Source organism: Novosphingobium sp., from assembly GCF_965228995.1.
GTDB lineage: Bacteria > Pseudomonadota > Alphaproteobacteria > Sphingomonadales > Sphingomonadaceae > Novosphingobium.
Genome location: NZ_OZ245852.1, coordinates 1,535,254 through 1,559,133, shown reverse-complemented (window position 1 = coordinate 1,559,133; position 23,880 = coordinate 1,535,254). Strand labels below are relative to the sequence as shown.

At 64.4% G+C, this 23,880-nt stretch carries 24 protein-coding genes; 4 read left to right on the top strand and 20 right to left on the bottom strand.

Features of this window, described 5'->3' with window-relative positions; genetic code table 11:
- Positions 1-78: 78 nt before the first annotated feature.
- The 3 genes from ACO056_RS07375 to ligM form a co-directional block, all read right to left on the bottom strand.
- The gene (locus ACO056_RS07375; RefSeq protein ID WP_421854042.1) at positions 79-762 is read right to left on the bottom strand and encodes an alpha/beta fold hydrolase; all 684 of its coding nucleotides are present in this window, start codon (positions 760-762) and stop codon (positions 79-81) included.
- The gene (locus ACO056_RS07370) at positions 759-1,640 is read right to left on the bottom strand and encodes a methylenetetrahydrofolate reductase (RefSeq protein ID WP_421854039.1); all 882 of its coding nucleotides are present in this window, start codon (positions 1,638-1,640) and stop codon (positions 759-761) included. Before ACO056_RS07370 ends, ACO056_RS07375 begins: the two co-directional genes overlap by 4 nt.
- A 165-nt stretch (positions 1,641-1,805) precedes the next feature.
- Positions 1,806-3,203, bottom strand: coding sequence for a vanillate/3-O-methylgallate O-demethylase (gene ligM / locus ACO056_RS07365; RefSeq protein ID WP_421854036.1), 1,398 nt, complete (start codon positions 3,201-3,203; stop codon positions 1,806-1,808).
- Between the two features lie 183 nt (positions 3,204-3,386).
- Between ligM and purU the strand changes: the two genes are divergently transcribed.
- A complete protein-coding gene (gene purU / locus ACO056_RS07360) occupies positions 3,387-4,241 on the top strand; it encodes a formyltetrahydrofolate deformylase (protein ID WP_421854033.1) in 855 nt (284 codons plus the stop codon).
- Between the two features lie 137 nt (positions 4,242-4,378).
- The gene (locus tag ACO056_RS07355; RefSeq protein ID WP_421854030.1) at positions 4,379-4,795 is read left to right on the top strand and encodes a VOC family protein; all 417 of its coding nucleotides are present in this window, start codon (positions 4,379-4,381) and stop codon (positions 4,793-4,795) included.
- A gap of 136 nt (positions 4,796-4,931) precedes the next feature.
- On the opposite strand, the gene ACO056_RS07350 is transcribed toward ACO056_RS07355, so the two are convergent.
- The 17 genes from ACO056_RS07350 to ACO056_RS07270 form a co-directional block, all read right to left on the bottom strand.
- Complete coding sequence (locus ACO056_RS07350) at positions 4,932-5,834, bottom strand: TauD/TfdA dioxygenase family protein (protein WP_421854027.1); 903 nt, start codon at positions 5,832-5,834, stop codon at positions 4,932-4,934.
- A gap of 13 nt (positions 5,835-5,847) precedes the next feature.
- Positions 5,848-6,588 carry an alpha/beta fold hydrolase gene (locus tag ACO056_RS07345; protein ID WP_421854024.1) on the bottom strand — a complete coding sequence of 247 codons (741 nt, stop codon included), beginning with the start codon at positions 6,586-6,588 and terminating at the stop codon, positions 5,848-5,850.
- Positions 6,588-7,364 carry a glutathione S-transferase family protein gene (locus tag ACO056_RS07340; RefSeq protein WP_421854021.1) on the bottom strand — a complete coding sequence of 259 codons (777 nt, stop codon included), beginning with the start codon at positions 7,362-7,364 and terminating at the stop codon, positions 6,588-6,590. Before ACO056_RS07340 ends, ACO056_RS07345 begins: the two co-directional genes overlap by 1 nt.
- Positions 7,365-7,368: 4 nt before the next feature.
- On the bottom strand, positions 7,369-8,118 hold the full coding sequence (locus tag ACO056_RS07335; RefSeq protein ID WP_421854018.1) for an SDR family NAD(P)-dependent oxidoreductase: 750 nt from the start codon (positions 8,116-8,118) through the stop codon (positions 7,369-7,371).
- Complete coding sequence (locus tag ACO056_RS07330) at positions 8,118-8,582, bottom strand: beta-lactamase hydrolase domain-containing protein (RefSeq protein ID WP_421854015.1); 465 nt, start codon at positions 8,580-8,582, stop codon at positions 8,118-8,120. Before ACO056_RS07330 ends, ACO056_RS07335 begins: the two co-directional genes overlap by 1 nt.
- Before the next feature lie 6 nt (positions 8,583-8,588).
- On the bottom strand, positions 8,589-9,461 hold the full coding sequence (locus ACO056_RS07325; protein WP_421854013.1) for an amidohydrolase family protein: 873 nt from the start codon (positions 9,459-9,461) through the stop codon (positions 8,589-8,591).
- Between the two features lie 148 nt (positions 9,462-9,609).
- Positions 9,610-11,034 (bottom strand): aldehyde dehydrogenase family protein, encoded by a 1,425-nt coding sequence (locus tag ACO056_RS07320; RefSeq protein WP_421854010.1) that lies wholly within the window; start codon positions 11,032-11,034, stop codon positions 9,610-9,612.
- A gap of 45 nt (positions 11,035-11,079) precedes the next feature.
- Positions 11,080-13,197 carry a PQQ-dependent dehydrogenase, methanol/ethanol family gene (locus tag ACO056_RS07315; protein ID WP_421854007.1) on the bottom strand — a complete coding sequence of 706 codons (2,118 nt, stop codon included), beginning with the start codon at positions 13,195-13,197 and terminating at the stop codon, positions 11,080-11,082.
- 86 nt (positions 13,198-13,283) lie between these two features.
- On the bottom strand, positions 13,284-14,849 hold the full coding sequence (locus ACO056_RS07310) for a class I adenylate-forming enzyme family protein (protein WP_421854004.1): 1,566 nt from the start codon (positions 14,847-14,849) through the stop codon (positions 13,284-13,286).
- Between the two features lie 9 nt (positions 14,850-14,858).
- Positions 14,859-15,647 (bottom strand): glutathione S-transferase family protein, encoded by a 789-nt coding sequence (locus tag ACO056_RS07305; RefSeq protein WP_421854001.1) that lies wholly within the window; start codon positions 15,645-15,647, stop codon positions 14,859-14,861.
- Entirely contained in the window at positions 15,647-16,429 is a 783-nt protein-coding gene (locus tag ACO056_RS07300) for a glutathione S-transferase family protein (RefSeq protein WP_421853998.1), read from the bottom strand. Before ACO056_RS07300 ends, ACO056_RS07305 begins: the two co-directional genes overlap by 1 nt.
- A 217-nt stretch (positions 16,430-16,646) precedes the next feature.
- Entirely contained in the window at positions 16,647-17,006 is a 360-nt protein-coding gene (locus tag ACO056_RS07295) for a hypothetical protein (protein WP_421853995.1), read from the bottom strand.
- Positions 17,006-17,410, bottom strand: coding sequence for a c-type cytochrome (locus ACO056_RS07290; protein WP_421853992.1), 405 nt, complete (start codon positions 17,408-17,410; stop codon positions 17,006-17,008). The genes ACO056_RS07295 and ACO056_RS07290 overlap by 1 nt, the downstream gene beginning before the upstream one ends.
- The gene (locus ACO056_RS07285) at positions 17,407-18,981 is read right to left on the bottom strand and encodes an FAD-binding oxidoreductase (RefSeq protein WP_421853989.1); all 1,575 of its coding nucleotides are present in this window, start codon (positions 18,979-18,981) and stop codon (positions 17,407-17,409) included. Before ACO056_RS07285 ends, ACO056_RS07290 begins: the two co-directional genes overlap by 4 nt.
- A 188-nt stretch (positions 18,982-19,169) precedes the next feature.
- Positions 19,170-19,667, bottom strand: a complete 498-nt coding sequence (locus tag ACO056_RS07280; RefSeq protein WP_421853986.1) for a DUF3237 domain-containing protein — start codon at positions 19,665-19,667, stop codon at positions 19,170-19,172.
- Between the two features lie 138 nt (positions 19,668-19,805).
- Positions 19,806-21,974 (bottom strand): PQQ-dependent dehydrogenase, methanol/ethanol family, encoded by a 2,169-nt coding sequence (locus ACO056_RS07275; RefSeq protein ID WP_421853983.1) that lies wholly within the window; start codon positions 21,972-21,974, stop codon positions 19,806-19,808.
- A 107-nt stretch (positions 21,975-22,081) separates the two neighbouring features.
- Positions 22,082-22,939, bottom strand: a complete 858-nt coding sequence (locus ACO056_RS07270; protein ID WP_421853980.1) for a hypothetical protein — start codon at positions 22,937-22,939, stop codon at positions 22,082-22,084.
- 79 nt (positions 22,940-23,018) lie between these two features.
- On the opposite strand from ACO056_RS07270, the gene ACO056_RS07265 reads away from it, so the two are divergent.
- Both ACO056_RS07265 and ACO056_RS07260 read left to right on the top strand, forming a co-directional pair.
- Entirely contained in the window at positions 23,019-23,408 is a 390-nt protein-coding gene (locus ACO056_RS07265) for a nuclear transport factor 2 family protein (RefSeq protein ID WP_421853977.1), read from the top strand.
- A gap of 11 nt (positions 23,409-23,419) precedes the next feature.
- Entirely contained in the window at positions 23,420-23,875 is a 456-nt protein-coding gene (locus ACO056_RS07260) for a nuclear transport factor 2 family protein (RefSeq protein ID WP_421853974.1), read from the top strand.
- The last annotated feature ends 5 nt before the right edge of the window (positions 23,876-23,880 follow it).

The window sequence follows — 23,880 nt, the reverse complement described above, 5'->3', positions numbered from 1 at the left end:
ATTTACCGTTTCTGGGGGTCAGGTTTCAAATGAACTCGCGGTCATTTGCCGGTCATGCCGGGCAGCGGACACGCGCGCTCAGGCGCAGCTGAGCAGGATCTGCAAGGTCTGTTCGGGCTGGTCGCCCATCACGTCGTGGCTGGCCTTGGCCTCGTGGTATTCCCAGCCCTTCTCGCTGGTCACCCGCGCCACGAACTGGCGGAATGGCGTCGGCTCCCAGGCATTCGCGAAGACATAAATGCGGCGGCCGACCTTGGCTTCCTCGCCGGTGAGCTTCACCGCTTCGAGCAAAGTCAGCAGCGGATGCGGCGAAAGCCCCGGATGTTCCAGCCCCGGCAGCGGCGCGACTGCGGCGGGGGTGAACTTCTGGCTGCCGATATAGTGATTGTGCTCGAAGTCGCCGGTCAGGTCCCACAGCGATTGGCCGTCCTGCGGCAGGAACGCATCGAGATAGACCAGCGCCGTGATCCGCGCGCCCAGCCGCGTCGCCACGCCCGTCACGATCATCCCGCCATAGGAATGGCCGACCAGCACGAACTTGTCGAAACCCCCAGTCGCACTTTTGGCCGAGGCGATCTGGTTCACCACATCATCGATATGCGTCGTCAGCGTGATGCCGGGGTGAAACTCGCCCTTGCGCGTGCCGAGCCCGGTCAGCTGCGCCAGCACGACGCGGTGCCCGGCGGCGCGCAGTTCGCGGGCCAGCCGGTCATAGCCCCAGCTGCCGCCCCAGGCCCCGTGGACAAGCACATAGTCCGTCATGCCGAAATCCCGTGTTTGACGTTGTAGGCATGGATCCACTCCAGCGTCTTCACCATGCCGCCGAAGGGGTAGAAGTGCAGCCGCACGCGGCCATGCTGCGGCCCGAGGCCCTTCGCAAAGGCATCGACCAGCTTGTCCGGCCCCGCGTTGCCGAGAAGGTTGGTGACCGAGATGCCGTACTTGCGCAGCACCGCGGTCGAGGCGCCCACGCCGCAGCGCGCGGCAAAGGTCAGCAGCCGCTTGATCCCCGCCGGCCCGGGCACGCCGATCCGCACCGGCGCATCGATCCCGAGCGCGCGCAGCTTCAGCAGCCAGGCGAGGAATGCATCGGGATCGAAGCCGAACTGGGTCACGATCAGCGGCGCCATGCCGCGCGCCTCGATCTCGGCGACCTTCTTCACCAGCACGTCCCAACATTGCTGTTCGGTCATGTTGGGATGCCCTTCGGGGTGACCGCCGATGCCGATGGCCTTGATCCCGCTGCGCTCGAACGCACCTGTGGCAATCAGCGCCGAAGTATCGAAATACGGCCCGACCGGCTCGGGCGGATCGCCCGCAACGATGAACGCGCGGGAGACGCCCGCCTGCTCGACCACGGCCTTGAGATAGCCCTCGAAATCATCTTCCGAGGTGATCCGCCGTGCCGAAAAGTGCGGCATCGGCTCGAAACCAAGCTCGCGCACTGCGACAGTCGCCCTGACCCGCGCGGCGACATCCTCGCCAGGCAGGAAAGTGACCGCGATCGGTGTATCGACCGGGATCAGCGGCGCAGCATCGCGCAAGGAGCCTTCGTCCTTCGCGGTCATCTCGAGGCTGAAGCCCTCGGTAATCCCGAGCGGCGGCTTGTCCCAATTGGGATGGATCAGGGGGGTGGCCATGGGAATTTGCCTCAAGAGTCGTTCACAAAACCCCGCCCGTCCTGAGCTTGTCGAAGGACCGCACTTCACTTCGCGGCATGTGCAAAGCCCAAGCAAAAAGCAGCCCTTCGACAAGCTCAGGGTGGACGGGTTTGGGGGAGCTGTGAGTGCTACCCCAAACCTCGATCAGCGCCCGGTGCGCCAGCCTTCCGCGTAGTTCTCGCGCGCCACGCGGCTGTAGGGCACCGAGGAAACGATCGCGCGCACTTCGATCTGCTTGTGCGGCTCGACCGTGGTCTTGCGCGTGCCGCCATCGGGCTCGCCCCACACCACGCGTACTTCGGTGCCGACCGGGATTTCCGGATCAACCGTCGCGAGCGAGAGCGCCTGCTTCTCGTTGTAGGAATAGCCGGTGAACATCGAGACGCCGACCGTCTTGCCGCCCGCATCGACCACGCGGTCGTAATTCGACGAGGCATAGTTCGCCAGCGGCACGTCGAAGAACTTGTACTGCTCGCCGTCCGGGTTGAACAGCGAAGCGGTGATCTTCGCCATGTCCTCGGGGTTCCACGCCAGCGTCACCTTCTTGCGCTGCTCGGCGGGGTTGAGCTTTTCCAGCGCCTCGCGGCCATGGAAATCGTGGTCGAACTTGACGAACGGGCCGTACCCCAGCTCCCACGGGTTGAGGTAGTAATCCTCGATGCTCTCACCCACGAATGAGCCGCCGATCGAGCCGGTAGCCTCGTAGCTGTCGGCACCCAGCCACTCGCGGAAGCCCTTGAGCTTCTCGCCAGTGTAGATCGCTGGCAGCGGCGAGGGGATCCAGCCCGATTCCAGCGTGTTCGAAGGATAAGCGCGGCTGCCGCAAGCGATCAGGCCGAACTCCTTGCCCGCTTCCAGAATGGCGGCGCGGATTTCTTCCTGCTCGGCATAAGGACCCCAGATTTCGAGGCCCGGCGCGCCCGACATGCCGTGGCGCAGCGTGCGCACGGTCTTGCCGGCAATGTTCATCGTGCTCATGTTGAAGAACTTGAGCTGCTCCAGCGGCCCGCCGTGCAGCTTCTCGATCACGTTCCACGCCTGCGGACCCTGGATCTGGAAGCGCCATTCCTTGCGGGTGACGGGCTTGCCCATCGGGCGCATCGGCGAACGGTCATCGAGCTCGATCTCGACATCGTAACCACCGGTCGCGCCGTGATAGCGCAGCCAGTTCGAAGCCGGCGCGCGGCCGACATAAGTGAAGCTTTCCTCTTCTTCCCAGAAGATGATGCCATCGCCGATCACGTGGCCATACGGCGTCGTCGGCACATACTGCTTGGCCTTGTTGACCGACCAGCCCTTCGAGCTGTTGATCATCGTGTCCGAGAGCAGCTTCGCCGCATCCTTGCCGCGAATGTAGAGATTCACCATGTGGTGCGACTGGTCGAACAGCACCGCCGAATGCTGCCAGGCCCACTGCTCGGAGCGCCAGTTGGAGAATTCCGGCGCCACCACCGGATAGACATAGGCCCCAAGCTGCGAATTGCGCAGCATTTCAACGATATTGCCTTGGCCCTGAAGGACCTCTTCGAGGTTCGCTGCCATGCCGTCTCTCCCGATCAAAAATGGCTGGTTGAATTTTGTATGCAACACATACAATATCAGGACAGATTCGCAATGCCAAATTGTGCAGGCCCCATGCAGGGCATCACGCACGGCTGGCGGTGAGCAGCCATGCGGCCTATGGGGCGCGCGGCCCAGCGAACGAGTGAACGGGGAGAGATTTGAATGACTTCACCAGTGATCCTGACGCTTTCGTGCGAGGACAGGCCCGGAATCGTCGCCCGGGTTACCGGCAACCTCTATGAGGCGGGCGCCAACATTCTCGAGGCGCAGCAGTTCGACGATACCGAAAGCGGCCGATTCTTCATGCGCGTGGTGCTCGATCCGGGCTCGGGCAATCAGGAAACGCTGCGCAGCGCCTTCACGCCGGTGGCGCAGCAGTTCGGCATGGAATGGACGATGCGCGATAGCGCGCACAAGCGCCGCACCGTGCTGATGGTCAGCAAGTTCGACCACTGCCTCGGCGATCTGCTTTACCGCACCCGCATCGGCGAACTGCCGATGGACGTCGTCGCGATCATCGGCAACCACCCCAAAGAAGCGCTCAACATCACCTTGCTGGGCGACGTCCCCTATCACCACCTGCCGATCACGAAGGACACCAAGCCGCAGCAGGAAGCGCAGGTAAAGGCCATCGTGAACGAAACCGGCGCCGAGCTCGTCGTCCTCGCGCGCTACATGCAGATCCTCTCGGATGACATGGCCTCGTTCCTCAACGGCCGCTGCATCAACATCCACCACTCGTTCCTGCCGAGCTTCAAGGGCGCCAAGCCCTATCACCAGGCCCACGCGCGCGGCGTGAAGATGATCGGTGCGACCGGCCACTACGTCACGACCGACCTCGATGAAGGCCCGATCATCCACCAGGACGTGACGACCGTCACCCATGCCGACACGCCCGAAGACCTCGTCCGCAAGGGCCGCGACGTGGAACGCCGCGTGCTCGCCGAAGCGGTGCGCCTCCACCTCGAAGACCGCGCGCTGCTCAACGGCACCAAGACGGTGGTGTTCCGGAGCTGAAACTCCTTGCTCTCTCCCCTTCAGGGGAGAGATACGAAGGCATGCGAGCTTGCTCGCTAGCCGAAGTTGAGAGGGGCTCTGGCGCTGCGCCAGATCCCCTCTCCCAACCCTCTCCCCTCAAAGGGAGAGGGCTTTAAGTGAGGGAGCAGGCAATGCAGGTCAACTGGCTCGATCACGTCAACGTGATAACCGACAAGCTCGATGAAACCGCCGAGTTCTACAAGGCGCTGCTGAACCTCGAACGCCGCAACGCGCCCCCGCCGCTGACGCCCGATAACGCGCAGTGGATGTACGACGCAGGCGGCAAGGCGATCGTCCACATCAACTCGGTCGATTGCCCCCGCGCCTTCGATCGTCCCGTCGAACCCGGCGCGCTGACCGGCGCGGTGCACCACGTCGCGCTCAACTGCTCGGGCTACGACGAACTGATGGAGCGCGTTGGCGCACTGGGCACGCCCTTCCAGCTCAACACCGTGGCCTCCATCGGCCTCAGGCAGATTTTCGTCAGCGATCCCAACAACGTACTGCTGGAACTCAATTTCTTCGGGGATTGAGAGGGCAACTGGCGCCCCTGGCTTCCCGCCTGCGCGGGAATGACGAGAGAAAGCCTGTCCTTGTTGAACCCCACCCCAAAACCTCGTCATTCCCGCGCAGGCGGGAAGCCAGAGCGGCAACACACCACGTTGCCCCCTACTCCGGCCGCTCCCCCGCCATCGTCGTGCGGTACATCTCGCGCCGGAACCCATCGTAATCATTCGGCGCCAGATGGAGCGCCGCGCGGTTGTCCCACATCGCGATCATGCCGGGTTCCCAGCGCAGGCGGCAGGTGAAACCAGCCTGCGTCACATGCCGCGTCAGCATGTCGAGGATCGGGCGGCTCTCCGCCTCGGTCATCCCCTCGATCCCCACGGCATAGACCTCGTCCACATAGAGCGAGGGCAGCCCGGTGAAGGGATGCGTGCGCACCAGCGGGTGGAAATTGCCATTGAGCGCGGAACTGCGCCGGTCATCATTGGCAAAGGCCATCGGCTTGCCGCTGATCCGCTCCTGCGTCGCCACGTTCGCCTCGGCCGACATATGCACTTTCAGCGGGCGCAACATGGCCTGCATTGCGGGGCTCAGCATCCGCCAGGCGAGCTGCGTATCCGCCCAGGTTGTGTCTCCGCCGTAGGGAGGCACCTGAATGGCGCGCAGGATCGTCACCGAAGGCGGCTCGTCGAGGAACGGCGAATCGGTGTGCCAGCCGCTGCCGAACAGCGCCTTGGTCTTCGTGTCCGCTTCCTTGATCAGCGGGTGCACATTGCGGTGCCCCTCCACCCCTTGCGTATAGGCATCGACCGCAAACGGCCCGAACCGCGCGGAGAACGCCTCATGCTCCGAATGCGTGAGGTGCTGGTCCTTCAGAAACACCATCTTGTGCCGCCACAGCGCATCGCGGATTTCGTCGAAAGCCTCGGGCGCAAGGTCATGCCCCAGCCGCACCCCGGTGATTTCCGCCCCCATCGCGGCGGTCAGCGGATGCGCGGTGATATGCGCATAATCGCGGGCCGCATTGTCGAAATCGCCCTGCGGGCTCAGCCTTACTTCGCGCATCAGATCGTCTCCATCAGGACGGGATTGCCCCCTCCAGCGCATCGGCGAGTTCCACCGGACGCGAGAGGTAGGGGCTGTGATCAGCGTCCAATGTCACCACCCGCGCGCCCGGGCTCATCGCCTGCATGCGGCGCTGGCTGTCGATGGGAATCGTGCGGTCCTCGGTGCACTCGACATAAGTGCGTGGGCGCGAACCCCAGCGCTCCGCCGTCAGCGCCAGCGGCTCCGAACGCGGCCCATGCGGCTCCGCCACAAGGCGCGGCAGCACGCCGGCCACCAGTTCCGGCGGCGAAAGCTGCGCAAAAACCGGCGCGGCGCGCGCGGGATCGACCACTGTCGCCACCCCGCCATGCACCTTGCTGATGATCGCATCGAACGCAGGATTGGGCTCTTCCATTTCCTTGAACTCCGCGCGCGAGGCACCCGTAGGCAGCATCATCGCGCAGATGTAGACCAGCGCATCCATCGCGGCGGGGTCGCGCTCCGCCGCCGTGCTGACCACCAGCCCGCCGCGCGAATGGCCCGCGAGCACCACCGGTGCGCCGCCCAGCTCAGCCTTCAGGTCGCGGCAATGCTGCGCAGCAAATTCGCCCCAGTCGCCCAGCGTGATCGCGGCCATTTCCGCCGCCGTCCCGCCCATCGCAGGCAGCGTCGGCGCGACCACGGCATGCCCACGCGCGCGCAGCAAGTCCGCGACCGGGTCGAAACACCAGCCGCCATGCCAGGAACCATGGATCAGCACGAACCCGGCCATCAGCGCACATGCCCCGACCATGTGCGCAGGCCCGGCGCCGTGCGGTCCTCAGACTTGAGCGCCGCCGCCATGCCCGGCCGCGCGGTCACCCGCTCGCGCCATTCGACGAGGCGCGGCGCGCGTTTGGCGATTTCCAGTTCGGGGAACATTCGCTCCACCATCATCCCGCAGTGCGAATAGAAATTGATATCCGCCAGCGTGTAAGTCTCACCCGCCAGCCACGGCGTTTCGGCCAGCTGCTTCTCCACCTTGTCCACCGCGTACTCGATCTTGGATGTCGCATTGGCGAGGTCTGCCTCCGAAAAGCCCGAACGCGCCGTCGCCCACTTCTTGCGCTGATCGGGCAGCGGAATGCTCTCGAGCAGCTTCTCGAACTCCCCGCTCTCGATGTTGCGGGCAATCACGCCGACCATCCGGTGCCAGCCGTGCATCGAGACGAAGTTCATCACCTGCTCGTCGACGAACTTGTTCCAGTATCGCATCCGCGCGGCGCCCACCGGATCGCGCGGCCGCAGCGGACCATCAGCAGGCTGGGCATCGGGAAACACGTCTTCAAGATACTCGTTGATCACCGTCGTGTGCGTGATGATCGTGCCGTCATGATCGAGCACGGGCACCTGCCCCTCGGGATTGATCGCGGTGAACCACGGCTGGTGCTGCTCGAACTTGTGCAGATCGACGTACACGCTCTCGTACGCCAGCCCCTTCTCCTTGAGCGGGGCCATGGATTTGAGCGAATTGGCCAGCGGTTCGGCGTGATAGTACTTGAGTGTCATGGGGTTACCTGATCGCAAGAGTGCCGAGCACACCGCCGTCCACGGCCCAGCTCTGGCCGGTGACATGCGCGGCGGCCCGCGAAAGCAGGAACGCGGCGACTTCCGCCACATCCTCGGAACTGCCCAGTCGCTGCTGCGGCACATTGGCGGCAAGCGAGGTCAGCTGCTCGGGCGGAACGCCGTCCAGCAGCGGCGTCTCGATGAAGCCGGGCACCAGGCAATTGACCCGCACGCCGTGCGCCGCCCCTTCCAGCGCCGCCGCGCGGGCGAGGCCGAGCACGGCATGCTTGCTCATCACATAGCCCACGTTCATCGCCATGCCACGCTCCGAAGCGAGGCTGCCGGTAATCAGGATGCTGCCCGTCCTGCGTGCCTTCATCACCGGCAGCACATGGCGCACCGCCCAGAATGCAGACTTCATGTTGACCGCCATCAGCGCATCGAAATTCTCGTCCGAATAGGCTTCCAGCGGCGCAAACGTACCGCCCGTCCCCGCATTGAGGAACAGCGCATCGACCGGTCCATGCTGCGCCGCCGCGCTATCGAGCGCTGCAACAAGTTGGTCCTGCCTGCCCACGTCCGCCGCAGCCCAGCCTGCGCCTGCGCCAAGCTCGGCGCAGAGATCCGCCAGCAGTTCGCCCCGCCGCGCAATCAGCGTCACCCGCGCCCCGCTGCGCACCACGCGCACAGCTGTCGCCTTGCCGATCCCGGTCGAAGCGCCGGTGATCACCACATGCTGGCCGGAAAAATCCATCAGTCTGCCCTCGGCGCAATAAACCGCGCCCAGACCGCGCATTCGGGACTGTCGCTCCGGTCCGGCTCCCACTGCTGCGCCATCAGCGCGCGCGCTTCCGCTTCGGGCATGGCGCGCACATCGCGGTTGAGCCGGTAGAAGAATGCCGAAACGCGCCAGTTCATGATGCAGTGGATGTGAACCGGCTTTGGCCCTGCCTCCAGCGCAGCAGAAAAAGCCGCGAAATGCGTATCGTCCGGCGCATCGAACGGCACCGGAATATGCGTGTAGCCGATCCCCGCCGCCGCCAGCTTCGCGCCTTCATCCGCCAGCGCATCGGGATGGCTATCGAGCGCGAGATTGACGACCTGCTTTACCCCGAGCGCCGCCAGCCGGGCAACGTCATGCTCCTCCAGCCGCCCAGAGGTCGTGATCTCGCCGCTAAGCCGCTGCCAGCCGCGAATATCGGCCGGATCTTCAACCATGCCGGCTCAGACGAGCCCGAGCACGCGCAGTGCGTTGTCCTTCATGATGCCCGGCAGAACTTCGTCCTTGAAGCCCACCTTCAGCGCGGCATCGATCCACTTCTGCGGATGGATCAGCGGGAAGTCGCTGCCAAACAGCATCTTATGCTTCAGCTGCGTGTTGGCGTACTGGATGATCTGCGGCGCGAAATACTTCGGGCTCCAGCCCGAAAGGTCGATGAACACGTTGTCCTTGTGCAGCGCCATCGAAAGGCTTTCGTCCACCCACGGCCACGAGGGATGCGCAAGGATCACCTTCATGTCGGGGAAATCGGCGGCCACATCGTCCACAAGGATCGGCTGGCCATACTTGAGCCGCACACCCGCGCCGCCGCGCATGCCGGTGCCCATGCCCGAATGGCCGGTGTGGAAGATCGCCGGCAAGCCGTATTCCGCGATCACTTCATAGATCGGGTAGCCGACGCGCGCGGCCGGCTCGATGTTCTGCATGATGTGGTGGAACTTGAAGCCCTTGACCCCGTAGTTCTCGATCAAATCACGCGCCTCGCGCGCGCCCATCTTGCCCTTGTGCGGATCGATCGAGGCAAAGGCCATGCAGATATCGTCGTTCTTTGCAGCGAATTCCGCCACTTCGTAGTTCGAGATCCGCTTGGCGCCGATGCCGCTCTCGCAGTCGACAGTGAAGATGCAGAAGGCGATTTCCTGCTCGCGGTAGATATCCGCGATCTCGGGCATCTTGGGCCGCTCGCGCGGCGCCTTGAAATAGGCCGAAGCCGCATCGAAGAACTTGCCCATCACCGGATCTTCCGGATCGTGGCACGAAACCTCGGCGTGCACGTGCACGTCGATGGCTTTGATCTTCTGGATATCGATGGGCACGGAAAACACCTCTCTGCTCTCTCCCCTTCACGGGAGAGATACGAAGGCTTGGCGCGAAGCGCTTAGCCGAAGTTGAGAGGGGCACGCAGCACGTGCGTCCCCCTCTCCCAACCCTCTCCCCTCAAGGGGAGAGGGCCCTCTTTTCATATCAAACCAGCGCGTCCTTCTTGACGGTGATCACCTGGCTGTAGGTGAACTCCTTAAGGCCTTCGACGCCGTATTCAGCGCCGAAGCCGGACTGCTTGTGGCCGCCGAAGGGTGCAAACGGCGAAAGGTGGAGGAACTCGTTGATCCACACCGTACCCGTCTCGAGCTGCTCGGCGAGCTTCACGCCGCGGTCGGTATCCTTGGTCCACACCGCACCGGCGAGGCCGTAGTCCGAGTTGTTCGCGCGGGCGATGACTTCATCGTCGCTCGAGAACTTCATCAGCGGCATGACCGGGCCGAACTGCTCCTCTGCCACGATCCGGGCGTCTTCCGGCGGATTGTCGAGGATGGTGATCGGCACGTAATAGCCCGAGCCCGAAGGATCGACATCGCCGCCGACAAGGAACTTGTAGCCGTTGTCCTTGGCGTCCTCGATCAGCTCGCACACGCGGTCGAACTGCTTCTTGTTCTGGATCGGGCCAACGCCGGTGCCCTGCTCGGACCCGTCGCCCACCTTCACGGTCTTGGCATAAGCCGCGATCGCCGCGCTCAGCTCGTCATAGATATCCTCGTGGATATAGATGCGCTTGGCCGCGACGCAGATCTGGCCGGCGTTGGTGAAGCTCGACCAGAACAGCTGCTCGGCCACCTTGGCGACGTCGGCATCGGGCAGCACGATCGAGGCGTCGTTGCCGCCGAGCTCGAGCGTGATGCGCTTCAGGTCCTTCGAGGCGCCTTCCATGATCTTCTTGCCGGTCGCGGTCGAGCCGGTGAAGGTGATCTTGTCAATATCCGGGTGCGCGGTGATCATCGGGCCCAGCGCATCTTCGCCGGAGATGATGTTCACAACGCCGGCAGGCACGATGTCCTTGATCAGCTCGGCAAACTTGAGCGTGGTCAGCGGCGTGAACGGCGAGGGCTTGAGCACGATGGTGCAGCCCGAAAGGATCGCCGGGGCGATCTTCTGCACCGCCATCAGCAGCGGGAAGTTCCACGGCACGATGCCGCCGACCACGCCCACCGGCACGCGGCGGGTGCGGCTGAAGCGGGTTTCGCTGTCCTCGTTGATCGTTTCGTCGAGGTTCAGTGTCGACTGCGCGTTCATCATCGCCGAGCAGCCGCCGATTTCGAACTGGGCCTGCTGGTGCGGCTTGCCCTGTTCGGCGGTGAGCAGACGGTAGAGCTCCTCGAAGTTGGCGTCGATCGCGGCGGCCATCTTCTGGATCACGGCGCGGCGATCATCGACCGGCGTCTTCGACCAGGTCTTGAAGGCGCGGCGCGCGGCGGCGACAGCACGGTCAAGCTCTTCGGCGCCGCAAGCCGGCACCTGGCCGATCACCTGTTCGTTCGCCGGGTTCACCACATCGAGCGCGCTGGCAGTGGTCACCATCTCGCCGTCGATCAGATTGGGGTAGAGTGTGGTCATGGGTCTCTCTGTCCTCTCAAGATTGTTCTAGTATATAGCAGTCTCTCAGCGCGATGCCAGCGCCTTGTCTTCGTTGGCCCGCTTGATCAGGTACATCCGGATTGCCTCGGCGTCGGGCGCCTTCAGCGCCGATTTGAACGAGACCATGCCGAGTTCATGCAGCTGTCCGCCCAGTACGATTGCCTTCAGCGCTTCAGCGGAGCCGATCGTGCCCGAATGGCGCAGATCGGGGTTGAGTCCGCCCGCCACCGCAGCATCACCGTGGCACACCGCGCAGTAGCGGCCATAGAGCTGCCCGCCATGCGTCGCCTGCGCAAGGGTGCCGGTGAACGGCGGCGGGTCGAGCACCATCTGGTTCATCGGCGGAGCTTCGGGCAGCTGGCCCTTGGCGCCCAGCTTGAACACGAGAAGGCGGCTGATATTGCGCACCGAACCGGCCTTGTTCGCCAGCACGCCGGTGGCGACATCCCACACACCGCCCCAGCCGACGAGGATCGCGACATACTGCTCGCCGTCCACCACATAGGTCATGGGCGCGGCGATAATGCCGCTTTGCGCGGGGAACGACCACAGCTTCTCGCCCTTATCGGCCGTATAGGCAACGAAATCGCCCGCCGCCGTGCCCTGGAACACGAGGTTGCCCGCGGTCGAAAGCACACCGCCGTTTGACGGGCCGACGAGGTTGACCTTCCATGCCGGCTTCCGGTTCGCGACGTCCCACGCCACCAATTGCCCGGTGGTCGCCGCCTTCGCCCCGGCCTGCGCCTTGAGATCGGCCGGCATTGCCACGGCATAGCCATCAAGCCCCGTCTGGAACCCGATATCGGTCGGCTTCCAACCCGCCGCCGCCATATAGGGGAACGCGGCGAGGTTAGTCGGGATATAGAGGTACCCGGTTTTGGGGCTGTAGCTCTGCGGCTGCCAGCTATGCGCGCCAACCGCGCCGGGCAGGCTGATGAAGGGCTTGCCCGTCTTTTCATACTGCGCATCGGGATTGATGGTGGGTCGCCCGGTCTCGGAATCCACGCCCTTTGCCCAGTTCACCGGAACCCAGGGGGTCGCCGAGATGAACTTGCCGGTCTTGACGTCGAGCACATAGACGTGCCCGTTCTTGGGTGCGTGCATGGCGACGTGGCGCTTCTCGCCGCCGATGTTCACGTCCGCAATGGTGATCTGCTGATCCGAGTCGAAATCCCAGCGGTCTTCCGGCGTTTCCTGGAAGTGCCAGACATACTGACCGGTGTCCGCATTCACCGCCACGATCGAGGAGGTGTACAGGCTGTCACCCGCGCGGCCGTTTGCAGCCGGGTTCCACGGCTCGGCATTGCCGGTACCGAACAGGACGAGGTTGGTCTCGGGATCGTAAGTGATCGAATCCCACACGGTGCCGCCACCGCCGAGGGTCCACCACTTGTTGCCCCAGGTCTTGGCCGCCGCCTCGTGCGCTGCCTTGTTGAGGCCTTCCTTGCCGAAGCCCTTGGCCGGATCGCCGGGCACCGTGTTGAAGCGCCACACTTCCTTACCCGTTTCAGGGTCATAAGCCGCAAGGTATCCGCGCGCCTTGTATTCCGCGCCCGCCGCGCCGATCAGCACGCGGCCCTTCACGATGCGCGGCGCGCCGGTGATCGTGTAGTCGGTCTGGTTGGGAACGGTGACCTTCTCCCAGATCACCTTGCCGGTCTTCTGGTCGAGCGCGATCAGCCGCCCGTCGAGCGCTGCCACGAAGAGCTTGTCGCCATAGAGCGCCACGCCGCGGTTTACCGCATCGCAGCAGGTGCGCACCAGTGTATCGCGCGGGACCTTGGGATCGTAAGCCCAGATCGGCTTGCCGGTTCTGGCGTCGTAGGCTTTCACCATCGACCAGGCCGTGGTGACATAGAGCACCCCGTCATGCACCAGCGGCGTCGCTTCCTGCCCGCGCGCGGTGTCCATATCGGCGTACCAGGCAAGACCCAGCTGATCGGCGTTATACTCGTTGACCAGCGTCAGCGGCGAGAAGCGTTGCTCGGCATAATCGCGGCCATAGCTGAGCCATTCGCCCGCCGGCACGTTGCGCAGCATGGCCTCGGTCACACCGGCCATGGCCCCCGTTTGGGCCACCGCCCCCGCGGCGAGTGCAAGAACCGATGCCAATGCCAGCTTGCGAACGAACGAAACGCGCATACCTGTCTACCCTCTCCTCTCGGTCCGGTGTTTCCCGGATCGCTTTAATCGACTGTTTAAACCAGCCCTGATTAAACCACCATGGCTCAATTCACCATACGCTGCGCATCGCCCCAATACTTTTTGCGCAGTTCCTTCTTGTCCATCTTGCCCGCCGCGGTGCGGGGAATAGCGGCGATGAACTCGATCGATTTCGGCGCCTTCACGCCGCCGAGGCGCTGCTTGGTATAGGCGATGATTTCCTCGCCGGTGATCCCTTCCGCGACGACAACGGCGTGGACCTGCTCGCCCCACTTCTCGTGCGGGATGCCGAATACGCAGGCCTCGCGCACTTGCGCCAGTTCGGTGACTGCTGCCTCGACTTCGGCGGTGAAGACGTTGAACCCGCCGGAGACCACCATGTCCTTCTTGCGGTCGACGATATAGAGATAGCCGTCCTTGTCGAACTTGCCGACGTCGCCGGTATGGTGCCAGCCAAACTTGCGAATCTCGGCGGTTTCCTCGGGCTTCTCGAAGTAGGAATGCGTCACCAGCGCGCCGCGCACGCAGATTTCACCCGCCTCGCCCAGCGGCACGTGATTGCCGTCATCGTCCATCAGGGTGACCTTGATTGAGCGAGTCGGCTTGCCGCAGGACGCCAGCTTCTCGGGCGCCTCATAGGCAAAGCGCGCCACATCCTCGGGCGGGAACCACGCGACGATCATCGGGCATTCGACCTGGCCATAGGCCTGGCACATGCACGGCCCGAAGATCTCCACCGCCTGGCGCAGCTTCTCGGGGCTGCAGGGCGAACCGACGAGGATGAAGATCTTGAGGCTCGAGTAATCGTGCTGGCCGATTTCCGGGCTCGCGAGGCACTGGTACATTGCCGTCGGCGGCAGATACATGTGCGTGACCTTGTATTCCGCGATGGTCCGCAGCACGTCCTCGGCATCGAAGCCGGGCAGGATCACCTGCGTCGCGCCAAGGCTCATGGTCGAAAGCGCAATCGGCCCCGCCGCATGGGTGATCGGCGCGGAAACCAGCGCCACCGGATTGTCGGTGCGCCCGCCCATGCCGTCGGCGGCCGTCTCGATCATCGTGCCCCAGCCCAGGTTCGTCACGTTCGCGCCCTTCGAAGGGCCGGTCGTGCCGCCGGTCGGGAAGATGCCGACCATGTCCATCAGGTTGCCGAACGCATCGGTCTCGGGCTCGACGAAATCGGCCTCGCTCACCCCGGCCATGAATTCCTCGAGGCTCGGATCATCGCCCAGCCGCTTGTCGAGGCACACGAAGTGCTGGAGCGTGGGGCACAAGTTCTTGAGCTGCTGCACCTCTTCGGCTTTCGACGAATGATAGACCAGCCACTTCAGGCGCACATAGTTGATATAGGCCGCGTTGGCGTCGATCGCGTTGCGCGTGTTGACCGGGATCCACTTGCCGTTGGCACGCCACATCGCCAGCACCGCCACGAGCAGCATGCCATCGTTCGGGCCATAGAACCCGAGCAGGTCCTGATTTTCAAAGCCATGCTTCTGCAGCGCGGCGGCAATCCGCTCGGTCAGCGCCTTGGTCTCGGCAAAGGTCAGCTTGAGGCCGCTTTCGGTATCGATGATCGCGAGACGCTGCGGATCGCGGTCGTGGCCGCGGTCGAAATAGTCGATGGCGCGCATGGTCTTGTCTTATCCCCAACGGTTGATTTCAGGGCCCGGAGCCCAGGAACGGAGCGGTTCGGCGTGGTTCGCCAAAGCCAGAGCGGAAACGACACAGGGCCGCACGGCAACGCGGGCGAGCCACGCGCTCGTCAGCGGCCTTGCAGCAAAGACTTCGGGGTGGATCGGGGCCATCCCCGCGAGCCAGCTGTAGGTGACGAGATCGGCAATGGAGAAATCGCCCATCAGGAATTCGCGCCCGTCTGCCAGCTTGTCCTCGCAGCGCTGCGCGGCCTGATCGACCTTGGCCTCGCTGTCGGCCACTTGCGCGGCATCGATTGCGCCGTCGTGAAGCGCTTGCCAGCGCGCGCGCAGGTCGTCGGAAACGATGGTGCCGGTCAGCGCCGCGAAGTCGTCCGCGGGAATAGCCGCAATCGCGGCTTGCGAATGCGCCAGATTGCCCAGCAGCGCCGCCGCCGGCGAAAGCCGCTCGGTGATCTGGCGGCACCACATCAGCATTTCCCAATGGGCATAAGCGTCATCAGGCTGCAGGCCGCAGCCCCCCGCCAGCTCATCGAGATACTGCGCGAGGAACACCGATTCCGTCATCGCCTCGCCGCGCACCACCAGCACCGGCCCCTCGCCTTCGATCCCAAGGTCGAGCGCGATGGAGTCGCTGATCCCCGGCAGGCCATGCCGCGCGCCCGCCAGCAGATCGATCGGCTGGCACGGAATATCGAGCCCGCTCTCGGCCAGCGCCGCCAGCACCGTCAGCGAAGCGCCATTGGGTTCGCCGTGATAGAGAACAGCCTGCGCCATCAGACGATCCCTTCCATCACCAGGCTGTAGCGCGCCGCCATGTCGGTCTTGCCCATCGCCCAGGTCTTGCCCACCGCCTCGCGCTCATAGACGCGCTTCAGCCAGCGCATGATGTTGGGCGTCTTGTCCTTGCTGGCGAGATCGGACTGCGAAAGCGGCAGCGAATAGGTCGAATTGAAGATGTTGATATCGGCAAGGCTGTAGCCATCCGAGCCCACGTAATCGCGCTTGCCGAGCTCGTCCTCCAGCCGCGCAATGCCCAGCGCCACGCGGCGGCGGCTTTCGGCCATCTCGCTTGCCGAAAAGTCCCCGCTGATCGCCTTCTTCCACGCCGCGCGCCGCTCGGGCAGCGGAATGCGCTCGATCGCGGCGGCCAGTTCCTCAGGATCGCGCTCACGCACGCGCGGGCCCACAAAGACGCTCCAGCCGATCATCGAGAAGCTGGGGCCGAGCCACTGGTCCATGAACTTCATCCACCAGCGCACCCGCCAGCGATCCTGCGCGTCAGCCGGCATCAGGTCCGGCCCCGGGAACGCCGCGTTCACATATTCCATGATCGCGGTGCTTTCGGTCAGCACCCTGCTGCCATGCGTCATCGCCGGGATCGTACCTTGCGGGTTGATCGCGAGGTACTCGGGCTTGTGCTGATCGAACTGCAGCATATCGATGTAGTGGCTGGCAAAGGGCACGCCCTTTTCCATCAGCGCCAGCATCGGCTTGCCCGAATTGGCGTTGGGCTCCCAGTGATAGAGCGTCACGTCGGTCACGCGTTCAGGGGTCATGCGTTGAGGACCATGGCAGCCAAGCTCTCTCCCGACTCCGCGCATGCAGAGCTGATTGTTAGTGTTGCATACTAAATCAGCCCGCCTGCCGGTTCAAGCAGTCCTGCCCGCAGAGGCAGAACAGAGCACTCGCTTAGGCGCAAGACTGCCCGCACGCTAAGCGCTGCGGCGCGGTCAAATTTCATCTGATGAAAGGGTAATTTGGAGGAAACGCGCTTCAACGCGCCGCCATGCTCCATCGTATCAGTCCATCGTGCCCGGAAAGCGGCGCGGCAAGGCGCGTCTCGGCGCTGCGCCGCAGCCCCTGCTCTTCCAGCAGAGCGCGCAGCACGGTCCAGTCGCTCCACCGCGTCAGCCCCTCCACCCGCGCGGCACCGGCGAGCGCAGCATGGGCATCCCGCAGCGAAAGGCGCGCAAGGTCGATCCCTTGCCCGCCGCCAAAGCTCGCGGATTCGGCCAGCCTGCTGTCATAGACCACCGCCGCCGCGCCTACAGCAGCCCGCGCCGCCACCGGCACCGCCGCCGCTGCACCCGCAAGAGCCCCACCCTTCAGCACCCCGCGCCGCGTGGTCCGCATCAGCCCGCCTTTCCGAGATACTGCGCCACCGCATCGAGTTCGGCGTCGGTCACATCGACCCTGGTCTGCCCCGGCATCGCGCCCTTGCCCAGGCGCACCACGCTTCTCACATAGTCCGCGGTCAGGTCGGTGCGGTTGGCGAGCAGGCCCTTGTCCGGCGTCTCGCCCATCATCATCCGCTGCTTGGTGAGCAGGTTGGTCCCCATCCCGCCGAGCAGATGGCAATAGCCGCAATGCACTTCGAACAGCACCTTGCCGTCCCCGCCTGGCTTCAGCCGGTCACCCGCCGGCGCGGCAGGCCGCATCTGGTACGGCGGCGGCGGCCCCGGCGGCGGACCGGGGGGTAGCGCGGCGACAGCGGCAGCCGAAGTCAGCAGCGCGGCGGCGAGGATCAGGCGCTTCATGCCTTGCCTCCTCTTTGTTCGGCATAGGCCGCCGGCCAGATCCCCTGCTTGCCCGGCGCCACCACGCCATTGGGATCGAGCGCGTTCTTCACCTTTTCGCCAAAGCGGCGCAGTGCGTGATCGTTGAAATCGAAGGTATCCATCACCGGATCCATCCAGCCCAGATGCGTGCGGTATTCGGCATAACCGGCCTTCGCCGTCTCGCTGATCAGTGTGTCGAACAGGCGCCGCATCTTCGCCACTTCCGCGGCGTTGTCGCGGTCATACATCAGCATGTTGACGTTGTTGGCAAAGCGCCCGCCAATGGTGAAGCTCGCGTAGAAATCGACATCGAAATCCGCAATGATCTTGCGGCTGCGGTGCATCTGGTCGAGCACGTGCTTGCCGGTCGCGGGCACCACCGGCGAAAAGCCCATGTGCGCCCCGCGCCCGCCGATCCAGTCGCTCATCTGCAGGGGCACGGCAGAGGGGATCCCCATCGTAATCTCGACCCCGTGGATATAGTCGCCCGGATGCCACCAATGCTCCACCGGCGGGGCCGCCAGATTGCGCTTCATCGCCGCCTTGACCACGTCGGCCTTGGCCTTGACCACACCCTCGTCGCCATAAAGCCGCAGCGCCACCTGCCAGTAGCCGAGCCCATACTGCTTGAGCAGTTCCTCCACCCGCGCTTCGGGGATCGCGCCGGGCTTGTCCCAGAAGTCCTTGCGCTGTCCTTTCAGCACCATCTTGCCCAGCCAGCTCGGGATGAACACGTTCTGGTCGATCAGCCCTGAAATCTTGAGCGGCGCGATCGTATCGATCACCCAGCCGATATCGTCGACCGCCGGAATGTCCCAGATCAGCTCGAGCGAGCTCTCCGGCGCCGGCTGCATCCACACGCCCGCCTTGGTGACGATGCCGAGGTTGGATTGCGAGAACGCGAGATCGAAAGTGGGGCCATAGCTCATCGGGAAGAGGTGCCAGGCCGGGTTGCCCGTCATCGCGCCCATCCCGGTGCGCACCAGATCGCCATCGGGCAGCACCGCCTCGATCCCGCACAAGTTGCGCGCGTGGAGGCCGTACGAGGTATAACCGATGCCGTGCTCCAGCGCATTGCCGAGCACAGAGCCCCAGGCATTGCCCGGCACCGAAAGCCACAGCGGCGCCTTCTCGCGCTGCACCGCCTCATAAAGATCGAAGAAGCCCACCCCCGGCTCGACCACGCAGTAAGCCAGCTTGCTGTCGAGCTCGAGGATCCGGTTCATCCGGCCCAGATCGAGCACGATGGAGCCCGCCATGCGCGGCGCTGCCGTGCCGTAGCCCAGGTTCTTGCCGCGCGCGACCGGCCAGAGCGGCGTCTTGTGCTCGTTTGCCAGCCGCACGATGGCGCGCACTTCCTCGACGCTCGCGGGCGCAATCGCAGCGCTTGCAGGCCATTCCTCGGACGAGCCGGGTGCATAGACATCGGAATAGGCATCGCGATCAGCGTCGCTCGCCATGACCCAGTCCTTGCCGACCACGCCGGCCGCAGCCGTGAGCATGGCATCGAACGCTTTCGGGCTGACGCGGGGCGGCAGGTGCAGCTTCACCGGCGGTATTCTCCCATGCTTATTTTCTACCAATTGTTAGCTTTTGTACCACGCACGATCGGAGCGTCAAGCCAAACTCCCCCTCCTCTTTAGAGGAGGGGGCCGGGGGGTGGTGGCAGGCAAACGCAGCGCATGCGGCAAGCCACCACCCCCAACCCCCTCCTCTTCAGAGGAGGGGCTAAGACCGCCTAAGTCAGCGCATAATACCGCACGTGGTTGCCATCTGGCCGCCGCTCGCCCACGCCGATGAAAACGTGCCGCGTCAGCCAGTCGTGCGGGCCCTTGCTTGTCTCGAACGTCGGCTGCGCACGCAGATAGTATTCGGCATGCGGCACAGGCGCGCCGCCCGCAAACGCCCAGCTGCGCAGCCGCTCCATCGTCCCCGGCTCGCGGCCCCAGAGGAACCCCTTGTTCTGCATGTAGATCAAGGTGCCATCATCGACCTCGAGCATATAGCGCGCATCGAAAACCGCCGTGTCATCCGGTCGGAAGAAGGCATAGTCACCCCCGGAGTTAGGCACCGCCCGCCCCTTCAGCCGCGGCCCCTCGAACTCGCCATCATCGACATAGACCGCACTGCGCATGCCCCCCGTCGGCACATCAGGCACCACCTGCACGCGGGTGAACCGCAAGGTGCAGGCGAAGGCGAACTCCAGCCGGGGGTTGTCGAGTGTTGAAAAGTCCATGATCTTTCTTTTTCCCAACTTGTTCCCACCCCGCTCATGCTGAGCTTGTCGAAGCATCGTGCACGGCGGTAGCGCCAACACCCTTCGACGGGCTCAGGGTGAGCGGGGTTGGGGGTTCAAAAACGGGGATGGTCCCCATCAATAATTGCTCAAGATCGTCAGGCTCGGCCCATCCAGCGGCTTGCCCGCCTTCTGCTTCGCCAGTTCATCGGCCCGCGTCTTGACCTGCAGATCGATCAGATAGGCATGGATCGCATCGGCATCACCCGGTGAAAGCACATCATTCCAGCGCGGCATCCCGCCCGGCACCAGCGCGCCGTCCAGCACGATCTGGCGGAACATGGCGTGCGTTTCCGGCTGCATCCGCCTGAGGTCCGGCGTGATCGAGCGGTGCCGGTTGGCATGGCAGATCGCGCAATTGCCGAAGAACAGCCCCCGCCCGCGCGCAATCATCGCAGCGTCCGCGCCTGCAACCTGCGCCGGCGGCTCAGGCGCGACTTCCAATGGCGGCAGCAGCGGCGGTTGCTCCACCTTGCCCCCGCCCAGCCGGAACACCAGCAGCCGGTTCATGTTGCCCCGGTCATAGGCCGCCGAATAGCGCGGCACGAACGGGAACCCGCCGCCGCCCCACCCGGCCATGACTGCGATGTATTGCACCCCGTTCAGCTCATACGTCATCGGTGCCGCCATGATCGGCGTGCCCGTTTCGATCTGCTTGAGCACCGCGCCGGTCTTCGCATCGCGCACATAGAGCCGCCCGCCCACATCGCCATGGATCAGCAGCCCCGAAGCGGTCGTCAGCACGCCCGCGCGGTCCTGCCAGCCTGCTGTATCCGCCGCCCACACGGTCTTGCCGGTCAACGGCTCGATGGCCCGGATCTGCGCCTTGCCCGGATCGCGCAGCGCCTCGGCATAGGCCGGCAGCGCGCGCACCGCGTCAGCCATCGGCGGCGGCAGCGCGCCAAGGGCATCCTTCACATCGCTCGTGAAGATCAGCGCCGCATCATTATTGAGCCCGCGCGCCTTCAAGGGCTTCTGCCCCGGCGTCATGAAGATCAGGTTCCCCAGATCGAGCACCGCCGCATAGTAAAGCCCCGTCGCTGGATCGAACGAGGCCGGATGCCAATTGCGCGCGCCCGGAGTCGCGGGAAACACGATCTTCGGACCCGAGGTATAATCGCTCTCCTCCGGCGTCAGGATCGGGCGCCCGGTCTTGGGATCGATCCCCTTGGCCCAGTTCATCCGCACCAGCGGATTGGCCTTGATCAGCTTACCCGTCGCCCGGTCGATTACATAGAGAAAGCCGTTCTTGGGCGCGTGGAGGATCACCGAACGATCCGCCCCATCCACCTTCAGGTGCGTCAGGATCAGCGGCTGGGTCGAGGTGAAGTCCCAGTTGTCCCCCGGCGTTTCCTGATAGTGCCACACCATCCGGCCCGACTTCGGATCGAGTGCCACGAGGCTGCCGAGATAGAGGTTATCACCCCCCGCCGGGCTGCGCTTCGAAGTGGCGTAAGGCCCGCCATTGCCGGTGCCGACCAGCAGGTACCCCGTCTCCGGATCAAACGCGATCGCATCCCACGGCGCCCCGCCGCCGCCGACATCCCAGCGGCTTTTCGGATCCCAGGTCTTCAGCGCCGCTTCAAGCTCCGGCGTCTCCTGCGGCCCCAGCGCGGGATCGCGCGGCACCACATGCCAGCGCCAGCGCAGCTTGCCCGTTTCGAGATCGAGCGCCGTCACATAGCCGCGCACATCATATTCCGCGCCCGCCATGCCGATGACCACCACATCGCCCGCAATTTCCGGCGCACCGGTCGAATTGTCGCCTTTCTTGCGGTTCTCGATGAAGTCGGTTTTCCAGACCACCGCGCCGGTCTTCGCATCGAGCGCATAGAGCCAGCCATCGAGCGCCGCGACAAAGACCTTGCCCCGCGCCACCGCGACGCCGCGGTTGACCATGTCGCAGCACGCGGTCCGGTTGAGCTGCATGTCGACGTCCGGCTCAAAGGCCCAGAGCTGCTTGCCGCTCGCGGCATCCCAGGCATAGGCCCGCCCCGCCACGCCCGAGCTATAAAGCACCCCGCCGACCATCACCGGCGTCGCTTCCATGCCCCGCGAGGTGCCAAGCTCCGCCTGCCACGCCAGCCCCAGCGTGCCAACGTTCTGCGCATTGATCTGCGTGAGCGCCGAATGATGCGTCTTGCCCGCATCCCCGCCCGGGCTCGCCCATTCGGCACCCGCGCCGACCATCGGCGGCGCGGCACCAAGGGCGAGTGCGGCGAATGCGGCGCAAGCACCCTTCGACAAGCTCAGGGTGAGCGGGGTTTGAGAAAGCCGCTCACCTCCAAGTCTGGCCCCACCCCCAACGCCGCTCATCCTGAGCCTGTCGAAGGATGCTCGCGCCCACCTGAGCATCACAGCGAATCCCACGGGCTCGGCATCCTATAGGGCACCGTGATGAAATTGGCCTCGATCTGCTCGATCATCCCGTGGTCGATCTTGAACAGCTCCGAAATATAGAAGCTGTGCGGCCGCCGCACCGGGCTTTTTACCGTGCGTCCGTCGGTCAGCTGGTATTCGTCGATCCGCCCCGAATGGTCGATGAAGCCGAAGGCCAGCACCAGCCCCCGCTCCTCGTCCACCAGCGGAAACCGCCGCGCGCGCAGGTCGTCGTCATAGCGGTAGTTGCCCATGCGAAACTGCTCCTCGCAGCCCAGCGCCGATACCGGCACGATCTTGGCAAACTCCGGATTGCGTGTCGTCTGCACGCCGTTTTCCACCCGGTTGCACTCGGGATGGAACCTGGTGTGGATCGTCCCGTCGTTGCGCTGGAGCGTGTCGAAATAGCCATCGCCGAGCTTGATCATCTCGGCCCGCGGCACCGGCGCCACCACCTCGCGGTGCAGGATCGGCTTGTCCCAATAGCACGGGTTCTCGAACTTGATGCCGCTGTCCGACTGGCGCACGATCAGCATCTCGCATTCGGCAATCGCGCCTGCCTCGTCCAACTTCAGCCGCAGCGTGAAGGCGGATTCCTCGATCGCCTCGATCACCGTGCCGAAGTAGCCGACCTGGCAGGTAGCCGTATCGGCAAAGCGCAGCTGGTAATCGCCGAGCCGCTGGATCGTGCCCCACACCCCGTCGCCCACTTCCAGCATCACGTTGTTTTCGCTGTGATACGCGCCCTCGGCCCAGTTCAGCCGGGTGTGGTCGCCCGCATTCAGCGCAGCAAGGAACGCATCAAGTGCAGCATAGAGACCAGCGCGGTCCATAATCTCTCCCATCAGGCTTTGACGCCTTTCGATTTCAGGCATACCGTATCAAATGTTAGAATAAAAGGGGAGAGAGTCGATGGCGCGAACTGCAGCCGAACAGGCCAACCACGACCTCGTGATCGAGATGTACCACAATGTCCTCATCGCCATGGATAGCGGCGCGGTCGACCGCTACATTTCGCCGGACTACATCCAGCACTCCATGCTCGCCCCGCCCGGGGTCGATGCGCTGAGGGCCTTTCTGGATCATGTGAAAGTCGAATCGCCCGATGCGAAGCAGACCATCCACCGCAGCTTTGCCGAAGGCGATCACGTGATCGTCCACACCCATGTCGAACGCTGGCCGGGCGATCCGGGCCTCGCGGTGGTCGACATCTTCCGCTGCGCCGATGGCATGATCGTCGAACACTGGGACGTGCTGCAGGACGTGCCTGCCGATCCCGTCAATCCCAACTCGATGTTCTGAAAGGAAGCCCGATGCGCCGCATCCTCCTCGCCGCGATCGCCCTGCTTGCGGCACCCGGCCTCGCCCACGCCGAAACATGCAAGCTCACACCCAAGCAGGTCGTCACCCGGTTCCTCCACGAATTCTACATCGAGAAGAAGGTCCGTTCCTCGTTCGAGAAGTGGGTCGATCCGGGCTACATCCAGCACAACCCCTTCGCCCAGACCGGGCGCGAGGCGGCGATCAATTTCCTCGAGAAGTTCGTCGAAGGAAACCCCGGCCAGCACACCGAGATCCGCCGGATCATCGCCGATGGCAGCCTCGTCGCCGCGCATAGCCATGGCTGGCAGGAAAGCGGCACGCCCGAACAGAAACGCGGCTATGCCGTGGTCGACATGTTCCGCGTAAAGGGCTGCAAGGTCATGGAGCATTGGGACGTGATCCAGCCCGTCCCCGAAGCCGCCGCCAACACCAACACGATGTTCTGAGGTCA

What these genes read in the sequence shown, in the direction of transcription:
- ACO056_RS07280 (WP_421853986.1), bottom strand. Translation starts at nt 19,667, where the DNA reads ATGGACTTTTCAACACTCGACAACCCCCGGCTGGAGTTCGCCTTCGCC.
- ACO056_RS07375 (WP_421854042.1), bottom strand. Translation starts at nt 762, where the DNA reads ATGACGGACTATGTGCTTGTCCACGGGGCCTGGGGCGGCAGCTGGGGC.
- ACO056_RS07290 (WP_421853992.1), bottom strand. Translation starts at nt 17,410, where the DNA reads ATGAAGCGCCTGATCCTCGCCGCCGCGCTGCTGACTTCGGCTGCCGCT.
- ACO056_RS07335 (WP_421854018.1), bottom strand. Translation starts at nt 8,118, where the DNA reads ATGGATTTTTCCGGCCAGCATGTGGTGATCACCGGCGCTTCGACCGGG.
- ACO056_RS07295 (WP_421853995.1), bottom strand. Translation starts at nt 17,006, where the DNA reads ATGCGGACCACGCGGCGCGGGGTGCTGAAGGGTGGGGCTCTTGCGGGT.
- ACO056_RS07260 (WP_421853974.1), top strand. Translation starts at nt 23,420, where the DNA reads ATGCGCCGCATCCTCCTCGCCGCGATCGCCCTGCTTGCGGCACCCGGC.
- ACO056_RS07370 (WP_421854039.1), bottom strand. Translation starts at nt 1,640, where the DNA reads ATGGCCACCCCCCTGATCCATCCCAATTGGGACAAGCCGCCGCTCGGG.
- ligM (WP_421854036.1), bottom strand. Translation starts at nt 3,203, where the DNA reads ATGGCAGCGAACCTCGAAGAGGTCCTTCAGGGCCAAGGCAATATCGTT.
- ACO056_RS07305 (WP_421854001.1), bottom strand. Translation starts at nt 15,647, where the DNA reads ATGGCGCAGGCTGTTCTCTATCACGGCGAACCCAATGGCGCTTCGCTG.
- ACO056_RS07270 (WP_421853980.1), bottom strand. Translation starts at nt 22,939, where the DNA reads ATGGACCGCGCTGGTCTCTATGCTGCACTTGATGCGTTCCTTGCTGCG.
- ACO056_RS07345 (WP_421854024.1), bottom strand. Translation starts at nt 6,588, where the DNA reads ATGGCCGGGTTCGTGCTGATCCATGGTTCCTGGCATGGCGGCTGGTGT.
- ACO056_RS07315 (WP_421854007.1), bottom strand. Translation starts at nt 13,197, where the DNA reads ATGCGCGTTTCGTTCGTTCGCAAGCTGGCATTGGCATCGGTTCTTGCA.
- ACO056_RS07330 (WP_421854015.1), bottom strand. Translation starts at nt 8,582, where the DNA reads ATGGTTGAAGATCCGGCCGATATTCGCGGCTGGCAGCGGCTTAGCGGC.
- ACO056_RS07340 (WP_421854021.1), bottom strand. Translation starts at nt 7,364, where the DNA reads ATGACACTCAAGTACTATCACGCCGAACCGCTGGCCAATTCGCTCAAA.
- ACO056_RS07350 (WP_421854027.1), bottom strand. Translation starts at nt 5,834, where the DNA reads ATGCGCGAAGTAAGGCTGAGCCCGCAGGGCGATTTCGACAATGCGGCC.
- ACO056_RS07320 (WP_421854010.1), bottom strand. Translation starts at nt 11,034, where the DNA reads ATGACCACACTCTACCCCAATCTGATCGACGGCGAGATGGTGACCACT.
- purU (WP_421854033.1), top strand. Translation starts at nt 3,387, where the DNA reads ATGACTTCACCAGTGATCCTGACGCTTTCGTGCGAGGACAGGCCCGGA.
- ACO056_RS07265 (WP_421853977.1), top strand. Translation starts at nt 23,019, where the DNA reads ATGGCGCGAACTGCAGCCGAACAGGCCAACCACGACCTCGTGATCGAG.
- ACO056_RS07310 (WP_421854004.1), bottom strand. Translation starts at nt 14,849, where the DNA reads ATGCGCGCCATCGACTATTTCGACCGCGGCCACGACCGCGATCCGCAG.
- ACO056_RS07300 (WP_421853998.1), bottom strand. Translation starts at nt 16,429, where the DNA reads ATGACCCCTGAACGCGTGACCGACGTGACGCTCTATCACTGGGAGCCC.